Source organism: Caballeronia sp. LjRoot34, assembly GCF_964253815.1.
Lineage (GTDB): Bacteria > Pseudomonadota > Gammaproteobacteria > Burkholderiales > Burkholderiaceae > Caballeronia.
Genome location: NZ_CAXUSB020000004.1, coordinates 340,497 through 359,097, shown reverse-complemented (window position 1 = coordinate 359,097; position 18,601 = coordinate 340,497). Strand labels below are relative to the sequence as shown.

Below are 18,601 nucleotides of genomic sequence, written 5' to 3'. Positions count from 1 at the left end.
GCGCTGGAGCTGACCGAGGAGGCCTTCGATGAACAGCAAGATCACCCCCCAACATCAGAGCAAACCGGCGTACATCTATATCCGCCAGAGTACGCTGGCCCAGGTACGGCACCATCAGGAGAGCACCGAGCGTCAGTATGCGTTGCGCGACAAAGCGCTGGCACTGGGTTGGCCGCAGACGGCGATCCGGATCCTGGACCGCGACCTCGGTCAATCGGGAGCACAGATGACGGGCCGCGAGGACTTCAAGACCCTCGTGGCGGACGTCTCGATGGGGAACGTGGGTGCTGTATTCGCACTGGAAGTTTCCCGCCTGGCACGCTCGAATCTGGACTGGCATCGCCTGCTCGAGTTGTGTGCGCTCACACATACCCTCGTAATCGATGCCGATGGTTGCTACGACGCAGGCGACTTCAACGATGGCCTGATACTGGGTCTCAAAGGTACGATGGCACAGGCGGAGCTCCATTTCTTGCGCGGGCGCCTCCAGGGCGGCAAACTCAACAAGGCGAAGAAAGGTGAGTTGCGCTTCCCACTGCCTGTCGGCTTGTGCTATGACGACGACGGTCGCATCGTCCTGGATCCCGATGACGAGGTACGCGGTGCCGTGCAACTGGCATTTCGTCTGTTTCAGGAGACCGGCAGCGCATACGCGGTTGTCAAGCGCTTTGCCGAAGAGGGCCTGCGCTTTCCCAAGCGCGCCTATGGAGGTGCATGGGCGGGTCGACTCATCTGGGGGCGCCTGAGTCACGAACGTGTTCTCGGTTTGATACGGAATCCTTCCTATGCCGGCATCTATGTTTTTGGACGATACCAGTATCGGCAGCGCATCACGCCACAGGGAGAGGTCCATAAGCGCGTGCAGCCGGTTCCGAAGGCAGAGTGGCGCGTTCATCTGCCAGACCATCACGATGGATATATCACCCCGGAGGAATTTGAGCGCAACCAGGACCGCCTGGCGCTCAACAGGACCAACGGCGAAGGTACCGTGCTCAGTGGTGCGGCGCGTGAAGGATTGGCGCTGCTTCAGGGACTGCTGATATGCGGCTGCTGTGGTCGGGCGTTGACCGTTCGCTACCAAGGTAACGGCGGCCTTTATCCATTGTACTTATGCAGTGCTCGCCGCCGCGAGGGGCTGGCGACGACCGATTGCATGAGCATGCGCAGCGAACTACTTGACAACGCAATTGGCGAGGCGGTAATCACCGCCCTGCAGCCAGCCGAACTCGAGCTCGCGCTCACTGCCCTGAACGAACTTGAGCAGCGCGATCACGCCGTCATGCGTCAGTGGCACATGCGTATCGAACGAGCCGAGTATGAGGTCGCACTCGCCGAACGCCGCTACCAGGAATGCGATCCGGCCAACCGTCTGGTCGCGGGTACCCTCGAGCGGCGCTGGAACGACGCGATGCTTCGGCTCGATGAGATCAAGACCCAAGCCGCCGAATTCCAGAGCCAGAAGGCACACGTCGCCACATCCGAACAGAAGGCCCAGGTCCTCGCGTTGGCGCGCAATCTGCCGCGCCTGTGGCGTGCGCCGACGACTTCAGCGAAGGACCGCAAGCGCATGTTGCGGCTGCTCATCCGCGACATCACGGTCGAGAAACTATTTGCCGCGAGACAAGCCGTGCTGCATATCCGCTGGCAGGGCAGCGCATGCACTGATATCACCGTGGATCTGCCCAGGCCGCGCCCCGAAGCAATACGCTATCCGGCGGAGACCGTCGAGCGGGTGCGCGAACTGTCGCAGCGTCTGTCCGACCCACAAATCGTTGCGCACCTCAATCAGGAAGGCTTGCGCAGTGCGACTGGCAAATCGTTCACGCTCTCCATGGTCAAATGGATTCGCTACCGATACGAGATTGTCGCAACCAGCTTCAAACGGACCGACGAGCTTACGGTACAGCAACTCGCTGACCGGCTGGGCATCAGTACACACATGGTGTATTACTGGATCGAGCGCCAGGTTGTCCAGGCCCGCAAGCTCGATGGACGCGGTCCTTGGTGGATCACGCTCAATCGTGCCAAAGAACAGCAACTGCGGCGTTGGGTACGCACTTCAGGGCATCTTCAGCGGTAACATTCCAACACTCAACTGGCAGAGGTGCAATATGAAATCACCGTCGGGATGCCCAGCTCGCGCTCGCCTCCGTCCGCTTTCGGAATCGTCACTCGCCGTACCGGACTCGGCCGGTACGTCCCCTTTAGCAATTGCTCGCGGATCACAGGCCACACCGTCACCAGGTGTCGGGAGGTCTGATCGATATCCAGACCGTCTACACCCGCAGCGCCTTTGTTTGCCCGTACCCGCTTAAACGCCTGCTTCAGGTTCTCTCTCGTCAACGCCGCTTCCAGCAGCGCCGACCCTGTGTTCCCGGATTCATGCCGCGGGCGGCAAGCTTCGTCACTCACGGGTACACGCGCAGCTTCACCGCGCGCTACTCCCGCTCGCCCCGTTTGCCCGGGCATCTGACGCAATGCCTGCCACATCGACATGACGCTGAACACTCCTTCTCGTTCGGCCCTTCATCACTAGCTTCAGCCTCACCGGCCTATCCTGTGACTAGTACGGCCTCTGCTGACTTCTCGCTCCGACTCGACGCCGTCGCCCTTTCAGGCACGAGGCGAGATCTCCCCAGGTAAGAACGCAATCCTTCACCGCACAACCGCCGGATCTACAGCACCTGATCCTTGACCACGAGAGCTTCGCAGTTTCGTGCCTGCTCGCCCTGATCGGCACCGCCTTCTATCCGGTTCTTGTCCATCGGCTCGCGGCTTCGCTCCACGCTTCCTCCCCACGCTCGGTCACCCTCACGCAGTTGCGCTTCGCTTCGTTCGCTGTGGTCAACTCACGGGAGGACTCGCACCTCCGGAAATTTTCAATCTAGTTGTCGCCTGAATGTTGCATTTATGCGGCCGTTTTGAGTTCCAGGTGTTGCTCCTTCCGGTCAGCTTTTTGGGTTGCCGGTTTTTCCGGATTCAAGTGCACAATCATGACCGGCTGCCAGTTTCGCGTGGCGCCACTCCAGCGCTCGGGGTGCCTTTGCCTGGCTGCTTCGTAGAGCTCGACCCGTTTGCTGAGCAGCACAGTGTCGAGGCCCGCGTGGCGCTGTGCAGGTGTCACAAAGCCGATGGCGCTGTGACGGTGTTCTTCGTTATACCAATGAACGAACGTGCCGACCCATTGCCTTGCGGCCAGGAGGTGCTCAAACGGGCGCTGCGGATAGCTCGGCCGATACTTCATCGTTTTGAAGATGGATTCGCTAAATGGATTGTCATTGCTCACCGCCGGGCGACTAAACGAGGGCATCACCCCCAGCGCCTGCAGCGTGGCCAGCATGGTGGCGCCTTTCATCGGACTGCCGTTGTCGGAGTGCAGCACCACCTGATCGCGCGCGATGTTTTCGCGTGCGCAAATGTCACGCATCACTTCGCTTGCCAGCTCACTGCTTTCTCCTTCATAGACCTGCCAGCCAACGATTTTTCGGCTAAAAATGTCCATGAACAAATACAGGTAAAAATAGATCCCCTTGACCTGTGTCGGCAAATAGGTGATGTCCCAACTGAACAACTCGGCCGGCGCAGTCGCACACAGCGCACGCGGCTTGCTGCGCGGTTTTGCCGGCCTTTCAGCACCACGGTGCTTGAGCTGATTCTCGGCCTTCAGCACGCGGTAGAAGGTCGATTCAGAGGCAACGTATTGCCCGCGGTCGGCCAGCCGGGGCACGATCTGGCTTGGCGGAAGATGGCCGAATTCGGGCGAGTTGGCAATCGCCAGCAGGCGCTGGCGTTCGAGCATGCTCAGCTGATTTTTGGGCGACTGTACCCGTGCCGGCCGGCGATCGCCGGCACCAGCAGCCTGATCGTTTTGCCAGCGTTGCAAGGTGCGTTCGCTCAGCGAAATGACCTTGCAGGCACGCGCCTGGCGTGCACCTGCAACGATCGCCTCGGCCACCATGGCCATCACCTGCTCGCGCTCTGGAAGGCAGGTCATGGCGCCTCGTCCTCCCACAGCGCGCGGAACTTTTTTTGCAGAATCAGCAACGCAGCCGCCTCCGCCAGTGCCTTGTCCTTGCGTACCAATTCGCGCTTAAGCTTCACGTTCTCGTCTTTCAACGTCCGTACTTCGCGGGTGCCCGATGACTCTTGTCCGCCTGCACAAAAGGCGGTCTGCCAGCTTGTCAGATGATGGGCGAATATGCCTCTTTCGCGGCACCACGCCTGCAAGGCTTCCCCGGACAAGCCATGGGTTTCCTGCAAAGCGACCAACTGCTCTGCAGCAGTCCAGTCCTGGGGGCGTTTCTCTCGCGTCGCCGGCACACCGCTCTTGGTCACAGATTTCCTTTTCATCCAATATTTTAACGTGTAGTAGCCGACATTCAGGTCTTCTGCGACCGACTTAACCGATCGGTTGCCGCGTGAAAAGACCTTGACCAGGGCCTGCTCGATAAACGCTTCAGAATGCTTTGCTGTCATTGCTGCCTCTATATATGAGATCAATATTTAGAGACGACAACCAGTCCCGCCGCAGGACGATGAACGCCGTGCGCGCCTTTCCGATGCGAACAGAAATCCCAAACCTGGCATCCTGAGGGGGCGGCTTCCGCTGCGCTCCACCCGTAACACCCACCCCCTAACTCCGGAAAGGATGTTCGAAAAATGAAGCAAAAAAACCGAACCAAACCCAACTTTGGAAACCAGATCAGACATTCTTATTTCAAGAAAGACACACGACAAGTAGCCTGACACAGGGGGCCTCCAAGATTGCGCCCATGCTGGGCGCACACGAAAAAAAGCCGCTCCCTCAATTGGGAGCGGCTTTGCGAAAGGCTTAAAACAGCGATAGAGAGAACTGTTCGATGCACGCCTCACGCGGTGGCTCGTTGGTCGATTGGTCCAAGGGGACATCCCACTTGATCTGCGAGCGATCGAGATGCCCCAATTTATAGAGCAAGTTGGCATCGGTATCTGCGAGGAGCTTCCCGAACAGAAAGCCGTACTCCTCCGGGGCATCCTGATCCGATGCGACGATGCCGACACCCTGAGCAAGCTCATCTGCCGACGCCACCGCCCATTTGCTCACACCCTCAGGCGCACGCGAAATGGTCAGCGTGGTATCGCGCGGCACCGGTGACGCCTTGCGCAGCATGTCCCGGTATTCTGGGATGGCGCGCTTGGCGAAGCCGGGATGGGCCATATCGAGGTCATACGCGAAGTCGGTAATGAACGATCCGACAGCGTTGTATTGCCATCCAGCGTGATGCCAAGGCTTTCCGTCGATCGACACCACCCGGTTTTCACCGTCAATCGCATGACACCTGACATCGGGCATCTGGCGCATGACCTGAGCAGCCGGCAGCAACCGCGGAACCGAAGCCGTCACCTGCACCGATCCGCAGTCTTCAACGGAAAGCACACGCCATAAGCTGAATGGGCCGCCTTCGCCATATAACGCAATGAGCACGTCGACATCCCCGTGCAGAGAGACGGATAGACTACCGGCGACCAGCGCATCGAAACGACTGTGCCGGTCGACGTGAGCAAGTCGCTGGCGCACATCATCCAGCGACTTCTCTGGGATAGCCGCATCGAAAGCGCTCCCCACACGGAGGTCGATCTGCCGATCGTGCAACATCATGGGTTTTGCCAGTTCCTGGCGCCAGGACTCGATGTATTGTTCGGGTCTGATATCACCGGATCTTGATTGCAGCATCCCACCTTCACACGATCTGGCATGGTGGAAGACTCGCCGCATCACGCTCTCATAGTTTCCGATCGTAATGCCCGACCATTTGTCGCGATGCGGATAGCAGTTTTTCTCGTAGGTTCTTTCGAACAACGCGAAAATCCATTCGCCATTAGCGCGTTGAAAAGCGCCAGCACGCTTGCCCGTCAAGACAGTTGCACCCATACAAGACTCCAAAGAATAGAGCGGAGCAGCCCCCAACGGGCTGCGTACCCGCTAAGGTTAAGAAGGCCACGCGAGACGCCGCCGTTAGAACAAAAAAATGCCGACTCCTTGAAGGGAGTCGGAGGATTACAAACAAATAAAGACGATTACCACGGGATAGGTTCAGCCTCGCCCTTCCGAAGCTTCTTCTTCCGTGCTTTGGGCGCCACGTACGTGTAGCCAAAACGGGCCCATGCAGAGGGGTCGATCGGAATCGGGTTCGTTCTCCCCGTTGCGAGGTTCACAAACACGCCCGAAAAGGGCACCGCGCCAGTCCGAAACATCGTCCACAACAGGTTGAACGCCTGAACCGCGATCGCCTGATTGATCACCAACGACTGCTTGCGCAATGCGTCGGCCATCGAACAGGACGGCGTTTCATCCATTGCGTCGAGCGCAGCGTCGATCAGGTCCGGAAACAGTTCGCCAACATGCGGCAAACGCTCCGGCTTTTTCTTGGCTTCGCTCAACGCCATCAGCTGGCCGATCACCACCTGGCCACGGTCCGTGTCGTTCCCGCAATCGAGGTAATAGACGTTGGCGTTTTGCGCTGCATCAACAATTGCCTTGCGCGCGGCCCGCGTGTCCACGCAGCCGATGATCAGGTCTGCGCTGTAGCAGTTCACATTTTTCGTGAACCGTTGCGTCTCGGCTCGCCAGTTGGTACCCATCAACGCATTCAACCGATTGACGATGAGCGAGGCTTTGAATTCGCCCACGTCGTTCGGATAAAAGCCTTGCCGGCCAACGTTGGTCGGACTGACCGTATCGTCATCGAACACCGTGCAATCGATGCCGCCCGGATGGCCTAGTTCCACCATCGCGTGGTGCAACCGAGCGAGACTCGGAAGCACCGCGCTTCCGGTGCCACCGGCGCCCACCACCATCACCTGCCAGGGCCGCGACAACATATCCGACGGGATCGCGTGGCGAACCTTAATGGCTTCGCTCATACGGCCTCCGCTCGTGTGCTGACCCGGTACCACGCAGCCGGTACCCGCTCGACCTCCTCGAAAATGCCTTTCGCACACAGCCGAAATGCGAAGCTCGGCACGTGCGACGCGCAGTTCCCAACGACAAGCGAAAACTTGATGTCGTGCTTGTCGTCTTCGTTGTCGGTGCCCGAGAAATACGCCGGATGCCGGCCATGTGAATGGCAGTCGATGATCAACACCTCATCGTCGTGGCGTTCCGGCCGGTCGTACTTCAATGACCCGCTCGACTGCGAGAGGATCACCACCGGCAGCAGCCGAAACTGATGCGTCCTGGTGCTCCAAACGATCCATGATCCGGTTTCGTTGGGGTACGCAGCGCGCGCCATCGCGACAAACTCGCCAATCAGCTCCTCGGGCACGCGACCACAAACCAGGTTCGTATGCTCTTCCACGCTGCCATACGGAATCGGGATCGGCGCCGTGAAGCTGGCGACGCGCCGCACAAGCGAGATCCACGGAAGGCTGACCTCGAGGAACACACCGTTTTCAGCAACCAACAACCGCTCGCCGGCCGAAACCATGGGTCCAACCGGCTCGCGCCGGGGAACCATAACCGTCGGAAACGAGCGCTGCAACACGCTATCTGCTGCATTCATATCAACGCTCCTTGCCGGCGATAAGCGCGCCGAGATTAAATTTCATGGAAACAAGTGACTTCTTTGGGAATTGCTCGCCGAACGTGCCGTCGAGCATCGCCTTCCAGAAAGCAAATTCACCCTTGGGATAGGAAACACGCTTGCCGCCGTGATTGGGGTGCGTAAACGCCGACTCGAAAAAGCCGCTCTCCCAGCCGGCGATCGAGGAGACGTCAATTCGCTTCGGAACATGAGCCGATCCGATGCAAATTTTTCCAAAATCCCAGGTGTTAAAGTAAGGCGGTTCGTGCAGCGTCGAAGCCGGGGTTGGGCGGCTGTCTTCTTTCAGCGCGAACACGCTGAATCCACTCGACGCTGCTCTGAACACCAAACCCGGATGCGGCACGATCGCGCTTCGCTTGCCGATTTCCGGGCAATCAAAGAACACGCGTCGCATCCCCGGTCTACACCACCACGTCACCGCGTCTTGCGAAACCGCGAGCACTGTTTCTGGAAGAAACTCGGCTCTCGGTGCCGCGTTTTGCGACAGTTCCGTCAGGCATTTCAGAAGCGCTGCCCGATCAATTGGCCGTCCCGCACCAATCGATGCCCGACCGCCCTTTCCAGGGTTGATCGGGTGCACCGTCCCGTAATGCGCCGTGTTATCCCGTCCGCTGTAAAGCAAGATGGCGCTGGTTGCGCACACCTCTTCCCGGCGATCCGAGCCGATATCCAAACCTTTCATATGAAGCTCCGGTTGTTTATGCCGCAAGAGCCGCGATGACGCGATCCAGTTGGCCAAGAATGGAAAATGCCAGCGACCAGTCCGCGTACTGCTTGCGGATGGACTCAGGCTTAGAAGCAAAGGGAATGAAGCCGTAAAACGTCGAGCCTTCACCGCTTTGAGAGAGGTGCTCGTAGTGGTCATCGAGCAGCTCGCTAATTCGCGGGCTGTCGCAGGCAATCAGGGTCGCTGCGGCATACGCACACTCAGGTCTAGCTTGCAGATCAAAAAGACACCGCGGCCGGCTGGTTTTCAGCAGGAGCGTCAACGCTTCGAGCTCTCGGCAAACGCGCCGCACCGAACGAGGACCGCACTCTTGTAATTGCCGCAGTGACGCGGCACTGAGCGCAGGCGTAAGAGAAAACCGGTGCGTCTTTCGGTTGTACCGGCCGACGTCCATGTCGCTCGGACAAAGCTCGTCTCGCACCACCGAAGGAAGGTAGTTCTCTAACTCCGCTTCATCGTCGCCAAAGCGATCCTTGAGGATTTCCAGCACGTCCTCATCAGAAGCCTTGCTGTCGCCGTCCCAGTAATACGAGGAAAACATCCCGAGAAACTCGTCCGGCGTTCGAACCCAGATCGTTCGGCCCATCGCACGATTGATCAATGCCATCGTGGTCGGGACCAACCGAGGGTGTACGGCTCGAAGCTGTGCGACCTTCTCGCCGATATCGAAGATGTTTTCTTCCTGCATTTCGATACCGAGATACAGGGGCGAAGTGGGCTCGAAATCGCGCGCGTCGTACTGATACTGCATCTGCTCGCGTACGGCCTCGACGTCGTGGATCACGAAGTTGAAGTTGAGGCATTTGAACCGTGGCATTTCCCGTTTCGCCCAGGCAAAAAAGCCTCGTGCGAAAGCCTCACCCGCGCTTGAGAACCTGGGAACATCGCGCGCCCGTATGGGGCCCGTGACGAACTGGTCGGAGATCAAACGGCAGACATCCTCTTCCGCCCGCCAGCGCATCACCGCCGAGGTCGGAACCACGGGGGCAATGGCCGGAAGCGTCAGAAAATCATGGGCAGGTCCACGTCCGGCAGCGGCAGCGCGTTTCGATTGCCATTGGGCGCCCGCGACAGCGATGAGCGCACCAGCGTGCTGAGGATCGAAGAGCATTCGCCGACCTCCTTATCATGAAAAAAAAACGCCCTTCCGGGCGGCTCGTTAGTGGATGTGGCGTTGTCCGGGTTGGATAACGCCTTGAGTAACTCGCGCTCACGCATGGGAGCCTTTGGCACCGGCCGCGCGCACGAACTTGAACCGCATCACCTCACCCGAGTACTCCGGGCCGTCGATTGCGGCTGTGGTCAACTCCGGATACTGCGCGGAGTAAAGATCACGGACTTCGTCAGCGGTAAAGGTCGGGCCGGGATCGGCCAGATTCACGCCGTTGTAGACAAACTCGCGAAGCAGCTTGGCGATAGCAATGGACATGTGAACCTCAGTCGAAAAGTGAAGTCAGGTCGGTACCGGATTTTTCTGCTGCCGGCGCGACGGTTGATGTTGCTGCGGTGGGAGCGGTGCTTTGCTCGCCTTCAGCGTTGTCATCCGCGTCGTCCTCGTCCGATTCGTTGTTGGAAGACGATTTGGCGGCGGCCGCAGGTGTCACCTTCTTACCAGACAGCGCTTTGGTCGCTTTCGTGACTTGCGTCGTTTGGGCGGCTTCAAGAATCGCGGTAGTCGCGGCAACCTGGTCGGCGAGCGACGCACGCACACCCGTGTAAGCGGCGAGCACTGGTCGGCGAGCGACGCACGCACACCCGTGTAAGCGGCGAGCGCATCCGCAAAACCGGCATCGAGTTCTGCCGCCGAAGCGGTGAGCACGAGCGGTTGCAGCATCGCGGCATCTTTCGCCGAGCCTTCCGGCTTGACGAACACCACGACATCGTCACCTTTCATCTGCAACGAAAGCGTGAGCTTCGTGCAGCTGCGCAGCAGCGGTTCGAGAGAAACAAACATGGAAAAGCTCCTGTTAAAAAAATAGACCGCCACGAGGGGCGGTCTGAACGAGATGGAACAGCAGGTAGATGTGCAATGAAGCGCGGGTTAATACTTGAGCACCTTTGGCAGCTTGCCCGTGTAGTCAAAGCCTTCGACGGCGAGAAGCGCGTCGATGACTTCGGCCTTGGACTTGCCAAAGACTTTCTTGAAATTGTCGCCGAGCGCGGCCTGAAGGCCTAACTCGTTGGCCACCACCATCATTTCTGATTTCGTGATCAGCTCCAGAAACTCCTTGCAGAGCTTCCAGTGCAGACCTAAATCGAGCTTGTGGTGCTTGCACAATTGCGTGAGATAGTTGACATCCAACCCCTCGATTGCGGCGACCGCGATTCCGATCATGGCCTTGTCGAGCGTATCGTCCGACGCCGCCTGCACGGCCGTAACAGATTTCGTCACATCCTTCGAGGGAATCCGTTCTTCAGTCATCTTTTCCCAGATGCCCGAAAACGTCGTCTCGTCGATGCAGCGTGCATTGCCCGAAAGCACGATGCCAATCAGGTATTTGCGTGCCGTCGCCGGATCTCGACCGACTTCGCGACGCAACGCTTTGCGCCAGAGCGCCACGCGATACGTCTTCATCTTGTCGGACTCGGAAACTGTCGTGACGGAAGGGTTAGTGGAAGGAGTACTTGCGCCTGTAGCACCGGCGGTTTTCTTCGCCGGGGCTGTGCGAGGACCGGTACCGGCGTTCGCCTGAGTCTCCTGCGGCTGGCTTGCAGCTTTCTCAGCCTGCAGGCGCGCGGCCACCTTCTTCATGTTGCAGACGGTGTCGAAACACTGGCCCTTGTAGACCTTACCCATCGAATCAGGCAGGCCACTAACCGCGGCGCCGTAGTTCTGGCACGCATGGCAGGCAATAGCCTGTTCCGCGCCAACGCCCTTCGGACCGTCAACGGCAAGCTGTACGCGCGTTTCGTTGTCGCCGGCGCGCACAATGCGCACGACCGGGTATTCGTCACGCAAACCAGTCACAACCGTTTCAAGCTGCTGCTCGCTTTTCTGGCTGTAACACGCGCGATTCGTACAGTTTCCTGTCGTGATCGCTTCGCCGAACATTTCGCCCTGATTGGCCGAATTGTGGTGGCAGCCTGCGCAATCGGTTTTGTCAAAGATCGCGGCGGACAGGGAGCAAGCAACCTGTTCGATCGTTTTCTTGATTTCACCGACCGATTTGCCTTCCTTGATGATCACAGGCAGCAACTTATCCTGCGTTTCTTTGGGCAGCGCCGCAAGTAACTCAGCATGACCGAGTTTGATCGTGCGGGTGTTGAGTGCTTCCAACACACCGTTGCTGCAGTTCATCAGCGCCAAGCGGGCCTCGAGCGTCGCGAGCGACCAGCCAATCATGCGCGCCGCTTCCTCACGATCGCCCTTGCAGATGCCGACTTGCTCGGCAGCGGCAATAGCTTCTTCGGACGGCGCCATGTCAGCACGCTGCACGTTCTCGATTAACGCGCGTTGCTTAGCTTCAACCTCATCGATCTCCGCTAACGTGATCGGGATTTCATAGTCCTCGCCGCGAGCAATCATTGCCGCTCTGTACCGGCGTTCGCCCGCGACTAGGATGAAGACACCCTCCTCGTCGACGCGCACGATGATCGGCTGAATGACGCCCGTTTCCTTCACGGATGCCACCAATTCATCCATCTCAGCCGGATCAAAGTACTTCCGCGGGTTGTGGCGCACGACTATCGCCTTCAGCGGCAAAGTCGGTTGCTTGAGTGACGGCATAGCTAACGCGAATGCTGCGCTAGCCGGGGATTGTTGCTCGAGGACAGTGTGCTGTTGCATATGCAGGCTCCAAGAGGGAACCTGCCCCGATCGGGAGAGGTTCCCGAAGGGTTGAACAACGAATGAATAGCCGAAGCGCTCCGGCTTAAGTAGATGCCACGTACGAGGAAGACGATGCCCTAATCATGGATCGGACAAGGATTGCCCGATCCGTTATTACAAACGGGACACAGATCCATTTCTGCAGAAAGGCCGCGATTGTTCCATCCCGCGCGCCAGGAGGCGGCGAGTCGGGGCAGGTCGGCGACTAAGTTCGGCATTACCGAGCCCTCTTCGTAAGATTCGGACCCACTGATAAACGAACTTTGCGACGCCTCCTGCAGATATTCGATTGCCGCATCGATATCTCCAGCAATTGTCGCGACGCGGTAATGCGCCCAGTTAACGCGAGCGTCGAGCGCGCAGGTCAGACTGCACATTGTGTTTCTCCATAGGTAGCAAGACAAACAGGCAGCACAAGCACCTCCGAACGGACAGTGTTGTGAGGTAGAACGAAAATTGATGGCCGAAGCGGAAACCGCTGGCTCAGGTCGATGCGTCAAGGACGCGGGTGATAGTGGAAAGATACTCGCTATCTCGAGAGTGCCGACTTCAGGCGCGGTTTTTCGGCTATGTGCCTAGGCGGAACATCTCGAAGGTGTCGGGGTCCTGCCTTTCTGCGATGAATTTTGCGAAGAAATGGGTTTTGGCGCTATTCACGAGAAATTCGGGCAGGCATTGGCGTAATGCGTTGGCGACGACCAACTCCGATGGCGGGATGCCGGGGCGGATGGTGCGCAGCCAGGATCCAAAGGAACTCCAGACCTGTGACGGGAACACCGCTGCCAGGTAGTGAAGCAGTCCCTGACAGACGATGCCAGCATGCATAAAAACGTGGTAGGCGTGGATCTTGCGTTTGACGGCGTTACGGTACTCGAGTGACTCGCGATGAAGGTATTGATCGCCATTTCGGCGGCCGAGCGGCTTCATGTCCTGCATCCAGAAGTGGTACGCGAATGTGCCGATCCGATGCACCGCCTGTTTGAAGCTGTACTCGATCTTGAAGCGCAATCCATACAGGCGAATGATCTCGACGGCATCCAGACCGAGGTCGGTGCACATCAGCAGGCACGAACCCCTGCTGGGGTGAGTCACTGCCACGAAGCGAACGAGCCGTCCACCCGCCAGCCACAGTAGATCGCAGACACGGTATTGGATGGTGACGTTGTGCTCACCATAGACTGGACTGGGAGCTGATTGTGAGGACTGTGGATCAGACAGCAGCGATTTGAGTTTGATCTTGGCACCGTAGAGCCTGGGGCGGCCCCGTTTGCGGGCTCCTTGCTGCACGTACGGGGCATAGGCGACTGCATTGGACTTCACGCGTGTGACCAGGTGGTTGTCCTGATCCCGCAGGCCTTTGACGATTTTGCCAGCAGCGTAGTAGGCATCGGCGACGAAGTAGAACGGCTCGTTGACCGAGACGATCCCCAGCAACGAGATCATCTTGTCGAGCAAGGTACGCCGATCGCGGTTCGACCACACCAGGCCTTCGTGAATGCGCACGGCCAGCGGGACGGCGAAGACGCTCTGAGCAGCCCGTACGAGTATGCTGACGGCCTGCATGGAGTGTCCCATGATGTACTCGGGCTTGGTGTTGGAGTCCGACTGTTGATGGAGCAGCTTGACGCCGGGCATCTTCCTGCCGCTCTTGGCCACCTTGATGCCGTCTCCGACCAGGACACGCCGGCCATTGACGCGTAGCGGGTCGGGGAACAGGCGCAGCACCGCCTGAGTCCACAGCACCGAGAGCCGATCGAGCTGCACGGCGTCGCTGTGCAGGCTGTCACGCAGCTTGTTGTACAGAGCCGGTCGCAGTTTGAGCGCACGCACGATGCTGGTCACGCCCAACAACTCGGTGCGTACCGTCAAGCCAGCCACGACAGTTGCGAACCACATGAAGCTGCGCAGGCGAGAGAACGCGGGACGCAGCAGCCAGATCGCGTCCCACCAGGCCGTCCAGAGCGTCATCATTATCCCTTATATTATTTTGTACTCCAAAGTATTGCATAAATATGCGGTTTGAAGGCACAAACGGCTTCTTCAAATTGAAAGACGAATCAAGACGATCAACGTGATGCTCGCCGCGATAGATGAAATGCGCGTGGGTTCACTCACTCGCCAGTACAGGGCCCCACGAACCAGTTCAAGGCATACTGACCGATGAGCGATACGCGGGACAGGAAGATCCGAACTGAGTCCATCGCGAGCGACGTGCTGAGCGATGTGAGCCCCAGATAGTCAACTACGAGAGCATCAAGGCATTGAGTGAGGAGTGGAGCGACGTGAGTGTGATCACTGCCGCCTGACGATGAATCTGGTGCACGAAGGGAACCGGCGATGCCGGATCGCATCACCGGAAAATGAATCGGCGTTCAGGATGGGGAGCACCGAGACCAGAACAAGCCCGGGCCCAAGAAAAACAAGCAAGAACTCGGCACTCACGAGTCGCTATATCCGCCCGCTTAAATCAGAAAGGTGACCAAAACATGGTGGCTTTCGCGCGGTACTTGAGTCCTTCCGATTAATTGAAAGACCGGAATCGACCCGTTGCCGTCAATTACCCTTTGGGCCGCAAGGTCCGCTTCCGACTGTCCAGCTGCCTTTCGTTCATGCGAGGCAATGCCGCTTGTTGAACTGTCGATGGTTGATCGGTGGAGCGCCGAACAGCTATTGGCTGCCGAACGCAAGCGAACCGGGATGCGCAAGGGACTCTGGGCATGTGAAAACTACTAGCCGGAAGATCCGATTGCGGCCGTTGTCTTACCCCCAGCCTCTGGGTCAGACAGTAGACAGACGAATTTGGCGTCGGGCTGGAACAACGCGATCAGGTGTTGTTCCAGCAATTTTCGAATGCTAACCAGCATGGTTTTCGGTTCGTCGAGATCTGACTGTACGCCACGTTCTTTAAACAAATTTTTTACTGACCCACGGTGCAGCACGTCACCACAGCGTGCGTAGTACTTCAGTAAAGTTTTCTTCGGAAGAAAGTCGTTGACTTGAGGTTCTAGATGGTGCTGTTTCTTTCCACTGAATGAGACAGTGGTAGTCAGGAGAACGGGCTCTGGATAGAACTCGGGATGTAGGCTCCCGAGTAGTTTCATGATCTGGTCCGCAGAATATTGGCTCAAATGTTTGTTGCTCTGCGTCGCCGGGATATCGCCATGCACGAGGAGGCAGCCTAAGGCCATTGTTTCGATAATCATCCGGATCTGCAGGAAACAATACTCACGGGCGCATGGGTGCGGCAGCGTGATCTCGCCCGCGATAACTTTCCAGACCGTTGCTTCGCGAAGCTTCACTTCTTCCATGAGCGAAGCGTACATATCGAGAGTCTTCTGTTTCGCTATATCCTGCGCCATTTCTGTTGTCCGTTGAATCTTGCAGCAGGCTCAGATCCCGTCACTTACATAGCTCACACGGTAAGTACTAGCGAGGTCAGAGCAAGCGTCGTAATAATCGCGAAGATCGTGAGGCAATCGGCCGGCGATAGCGCCGACAGGCGCATTGGCGGCTAGGTGCTGATAGAAAAACAGTGTGCTGTCACGCGCAAGGCGAAGGCGCGGTGTCGTCATTACGTCATCATCGTCCAGATGTGCAATGAAGCGATCACGGTAGACTCTGACGTCCGCGTGGTATTGCTCCCAAGTCGGTAGGTCAAGCCCAATGCTCGCCAGCAATCCCGTCCTGAACGCGGTGCGCGCTTCTACGGACCGCACGAACCGATACCAATGATGCCGTCCTCGGGCGTCGACAAAGAGTTTTGCCCACTCAAGAACCGCCATGTCGATAAAATTACTGTTGATCGTGCGACCCAATTCCGTGTCGTCCTTTAACTGCCCTCGGCCATCTTCGCTGACCCAGCCAGCGTAGTAAAAAGCAATATTGCGGATGATCGCGCAACTCAGTAGTGCTTGTCGACGCGCCAGTCGAGCATCACGCGTCTGCGGTATCGCCGCGGGTGGATGTGCACTCATTGGCTTTCGCCTTTACTCAGACGCCGCCGGCGGCGGACGATAGTCGGGGTGGCCCTCGGTGCGCTCACCACGTGCTGACGCCCAGAAGTATTTTGCATGGTGCTCGTAGACTTCCGTTGCCTCCGACAGATCGTAGGCCATGCCCAAAACGACGCTCAACAGCAGCCGCATGATTTTGAGGTTGTCTTGGTAGAAGGTCTCAATCTCGTCGTCGGTGGCCCAAACAGGTGGCGCACCTTCCTCCTGTTGCTGCGCTGCCGTATTCGATTCCGTGGGCCCAACCGGGGCTCTGGGCAATTGCCGATGTGCTAGATGCTGGTGGCGAAGCATTTTAAGCTTCTCTAGGACCTCGAAGCTGGCGCCGTTCGCACTGTATTTGGCGATCAATTCCAGTATCTCATCGCGCCTTGGCGACAGCGTGTTTCTCATCGCGTCGGGCGCGAACTTAGAACTAAGGCCGAGGCGGCTAGCACGGTCTTGAACCAGTGCTTCGAACAATTTTTTGTTCCGTAGGCGATCGGCGATCAGGCTCATTCGCACAGCCTGTTTGTTGGTGTCCCACACACGTGTCAGCGCTAATAACAGTTCACGACGCAGCGACAAGCGAATGATTTGGAAGGCGTGCGTCGCATAGGACGTCCCGATTCGTGCTTGGAGCGCGCCGTCATATGCTGCGGGTTTCCAAGTCTCATGGAACATAACCGACAGTTCGATCTCCTGTCGGGCGGTGTCGACAATTCGCTTCAATTCTTCGATTTCTGATCGGGTATCGTCCATCTGAGTTGTCCACGAGCTAATTTTTTGATAAGAGCGCGGAGATGCATGGTTTAGCCAAGTGCAACTCCGTGTATCCGGCGGCTGCTCCCGTGACTGAGCAAAAGCAGGCCGGGAGCAGACGAGACTCAGAGGCTCGGCTCGGTTTTCGGATCAGCCGTGAGTCCGGGGTCATTGAGAGCAGCTTCCAGTACCCGTCTGCCCGTCTCGATCTGATCGCTCGCGACGAGTGTGGCGATGCCTGGAAAGGCCAGGTTGACGTCTTCGAGAACCGATTGTGCGACAGGCTCATCCGCAACCTTTTCTGGGAAAACGGCAATAAACCATGCCTGAAAGACTTGCGCCTCTACAGGACCACCTTGCCGAAGTCGCATGTAATCCTCCACAGCCAGAAATAAGATGGCGGCAACGTTAGACTCAAGCAATTCGACCGAGCTATCGGGGTCCGGGTCTTGTTTGGCGTGCTTGAAGAAGTTTCGACACGGCTCGTTGATGTAGTGGTTAAGCGTGTGTCCGTCCGGCAAGTTTTCGCGCGCCTGCTTGGAGAAGCTTTCCACGTTCGCGCTCGTGCAGAGCACGTCAATAACCTCCCACGCGTTCGATGCCAGCGAGTAAACGGATACTCGGTCCCCGCCATCGAAGAAAAGGCGAATGGCAGTAGTGAGTTGCCTTCGAGCGGCAGCGATCTTTGTTATGTGCATGCCATCTATTCCTGCGCGCGCAGCTTCTGGAAAAGCTCGGCCGTCGCCTGCCTGTACGTCTCGGGGTCCTTTTGGGCGTCGTCGGGATGGGTGTGCTGCACCATGTAGCCCGCCATCATGTGCGTAATTGCGTTCGCCTCGGTCCTGACCCACTCTGCGAGTTCGATGACGGGCGCATAGTCGGCCGCATTGTTAGTCTCGGGCCACGGCCAGCCGTGATGCATAAACCATCGGTGCATTAATTCGTTCCGACGCTCTATCAGAGTATTTAACCGATCCTCCAGATCCATGGCAATCTGGCCTCTATCGGAGAGCGCCTTGACCACGTTCAAGGATGCAGTTCTGTATTTCTTCTCGTCGATCATGCCGCCCGACGCCTCGCGGTAAACCTCGTCCGTGATCATCTTGAAGCCTTCGTGGATCGACACGAAAGTCACTTCGAACATCTGCATCGCGATTACCGCGCGTCCGATCGCCGCGTAGGCCTGCTCCATTTCCCGCTCCCCTGGTGGTGAACCAGCGCGGGAATTGTACAGGCGAACGAATTCGACCGCGCATTCGCGGATAGCCGACGACAAGTGGATCGAATGACCGAAACGCGTCGAGTTTCAGCCGTACGTCTTCGTTGAACGAGCGTCGCTTCCTGTGGCCGAACTCTGTCTTTCAGCGATCGGCTGAACACAACTCGCCATAACCCTTCAATCTGGACGACAAGAGCCGTTGGGTCGACGCGCGTTCAAGATGGACAGATCCAGTCTTAACTGGCCAACCAGTCAACAATCGTCGCCTGATCGAGGGCTTGCAACTGACCGGTCTTGGCCGACGTCTAACCGGCATTTCCTCCGATCTAGTACCTGGAAAGAGGCAGCGCTCAGACAATTACTTACGTTTCTAACAGCTTGCCTGTCCACGCTCGCGGTGTGGTGCCGTTAACCAATGGTAGGCGTGAGCCGAGTTTGGCTCACTTAACTTACCTTTCGCTGCTGCAATGGCTCTAAGAAAGCTACATCGTG

General features: G+C 57.8%; 18 protein-coding genes and 1 pseudogene. 1 reads left to right on the top strand and 18 read right to left on the bottom strand.

Annotation, left to right across the window (positions count from 1 at the left end; translation table 11 throughout):
• Window positions 1-28: 28 nt before the first annotated feature.
• Window positions 29-2,080: a recombinase family protein gene (locus tag ACSQ36_RS42040; RefSeq protein WP_436186798.1), complete on the top strand. Its 2,052-nt coding sequence runs from the start codon at window positions 29-31 to the stop codon at window positions 2,078-2,080.
• A gap of 38 nt (window positions 2,081-2,118) precedes the next feature.
• Here the strand turns inward: ACSQ36_RS42040 and ACSQ36_RS42035 are convergent.
• The 18 genes and pseudogenes from ACSQ36_RS42035 to ACSQ36_RS41950 form a co-directional block, all read right to left on the bottom strand.
• A pseudogene (locus ACSQ36_RS42035) lies at window positions 2,119-2,496 on the bottom strand (group II intron reverse transcriptase/maturase); the annotation flags it as partial.
• Window positions 2,497-2,908: 412 nt separating this feature from the next.
• Window positions 2,909-4,476, bottom strand: a protein-coding gene (locus ACSQ36_RS42030; protein WP_436186797.1) for an IS3 family transposase whose coding sequence is annotated in 2 segments (ribosomal slippage) — window positions 2,909-4,023 and window positions 4,023-4,476 — 1,569 coding nt in all. Because the reading frame shifts where the segments join, the coding sequence is not laid out codon by codon here.
• A 355-nt stretch (window positions 4,477-4,831) separates the two neighbouring features.
• Window positions 4,832-5,896 carry a hypothetical protein gene (locus ACSQ36_RS42025; protein ID WP_436186796.1) on the bottom strand — a complete coding sequence of 355 codons (1,065 nt, stop codon included), beginning with the start codon at window positions 5,894-5,896 and terminating at the stop codon, window positions 4,832-4,834.
• Window positions 5,897-6,057: 161 nt separating this feature from the next.
• Window positions 6,058-6,903 carry a PRTRC system ThiF family protein gene (locus ACSQ36_RS42020; protein WP_436186795.1) on the bottom strand — a complete coding sequence of 282 codons (846 nt, stop codon included), beginning with the start codon at window positions 6,901-6,903 and terminating at the stop codon, window positions 6,058-6,060.
• Window positions 6,900-7,541 (bottom strand): PRTRC system protein A, encoded by a 642-nt coding sequence (locus ACSQ36_RS42015; RefSeq protein ID WP_436186794.1) that lies wholly within the window; start codon window positions 7,539-7,541, stop codon window positions 6,900-6,902. The genes ACSQ36_RS42020 and ACSQ36_RS42015 overlap by 4 nt, the downstream gene beginning before the upstream one ends.
• Window position 7,542: 1 nt before the next feature.
• Window positions 7,543-8,265 (bottom strand): PRTRC system protein B, encoded by a 723-nt coding sequence (locus tag ACSQ36_RS42010; RefSeq protein WP_436187005.1) that lies wholly within the window; start codon window positions 8,263-8,265, stop codon window positions 7,543-7,545.
• 16 nt (window positions 8,266-8,281) lie between these two features.
• Complete coding sequence (locus ACSQ36_RS42005; protein ID WP_436186793.1) at window positions 8,282-9,421, bottom strand: PRTRC system protein F; 1,140 nt, start codon at window positions 9,419-9,421, stop codon at window positions 8,282-8,284.
• 99 nt (window positions 9,422-9,520) lie between these two features.
• Complete coding sequence (locus ACSQ36_RS42000) at window positions 9,521-9,739, bottom strand: PRTRC system protein C (protein ID WP_089161516.1); 219 nt, start codon at window positions 9,737-9,739, stop codon at window positions 9,521-9,523.
• Window positions 9,740-9,746: 7 nt separating this feature from the next.
• Complete coding sequence (locus tag ACSQ36_RS41995) at window positions 9,747-9,914, bottom strand: hypothetical protein (RefSeq protein ID WP_436186792.1); 168 nt, start codon at window positions 9,912-9,914, stop codon at window positions 9,747-9,749.
• Window positions 9,911-10,264 (bottom strand): PRTRC system protein E, encoded by a 354-nt coding sequence (locus ACSQ36_RS41990; protein ID WP_436186791.1) that lies wholly within the window; start codon window positions 10,262-10,264, stop codon window positions 9,911-9,913. The genes ACSQ36_RS41995 and ACSQ36_RS41990 overlap by 4 nt, the downstream gene beginning before the upstream one ends.
• 87 nt (window positions 10,265-10,351) lie before the next feature.
• Window positions 10,352-12,037 (bottom strand): PRTRC system ParB family protein, encoded by a 1,686-nt coding sequence (locus ACSQ36_RS41985; RefSeq protein ID WP_436187004.1) that lies wholly within the window; start codon window positions 12,035-12,037, stop codon window positions 10,352-10,354.
• Window positions 12,038-12,216: 179 nt separating this feature from the next.
• Complete coding sequence (locus ACSQ36_RS41980; protein ID WP_436186790.1) at window positions 12,217-12,516, bottom strand: hypothetical protein; 300 nt, start codon at window positions 12,514-12,516, stop codon at window positions 12,217-12,219.
• 190 nt (window positions 12,517-12,706) lie between these two features.
• Complete coding sequence (locus ACSQ36_RS41975) at window positions 12,707-14,107, bottom strand: transposase (protein ID WP_436187003.1); 1,401 nt, start codon at window positions 14,105-14,107, stop codon at window positions 12,707-12,709.
• Between the two features lie 761 nt (window positions 14,108-14,868).
• Window positions 14,869-15,498 (bottom strand): hypothetical protein, encoded by a 630-nt coding sequence (locus ACSQ36_RS41970; RefSeq protein ID WP_436186789.1) that lies wholly within the window; start codon window positions 15,496-15,498, stop codon window positions 14,869-14,871.
• Between the two features lie 30 nt (window positions 15,499-15,528).
• Window positions 15,529-16,113, bottom strand: coding sequence for a hypothetical protein (locus tag ACSQ36_RS41965; protein ID WP_436186788.1), 585 nt, complete (start codon window positions 16,111-16,113; stop codon window positions 15,529-15,531).
• 12 nt (window positions 16,114-16,125) lie between these two features.
• The gene (locus ACSQ36_RS41960; protein WP_436186787.1) at window positions 16,126-16,890 is read right to left on the bottom strand and encodes a hypothetical protein; all 765 of its coding nucleotides are present in this window, start codon (window positions 16,888-16,890) and stop codon (window positions 16,126-16,128) included.
• A 125-nt stretch (window positions 16,891-17,015) separates the two neighbouring features.
• Entirely contained in the window at window positions 17,016-17,444 is a 429-nt protein-coding gene (locus tag ACSQ36_RS41955) for a hypothetical protein (RefSeq protein WP_436186786.1), read from the bottom strand.
• A 149-nt stretch (window positions 17,445-17,593) separates the two neighbouring features.
• Window positions 17,594-18,082 carry a hypothetical protein gene (locus ACSQ36_RS41950; protein ID WP_436186785.1) on the bottom strand — a complete coding sequence of 163 codons (489 nt, stop codon included), beginning with the start codon at window positions 18,080-18,082 and terminating at the stop codon, window positions 17,594-17,596.
• Window positions 18,083-18,601: the final 519 nt, after the last annotated feature.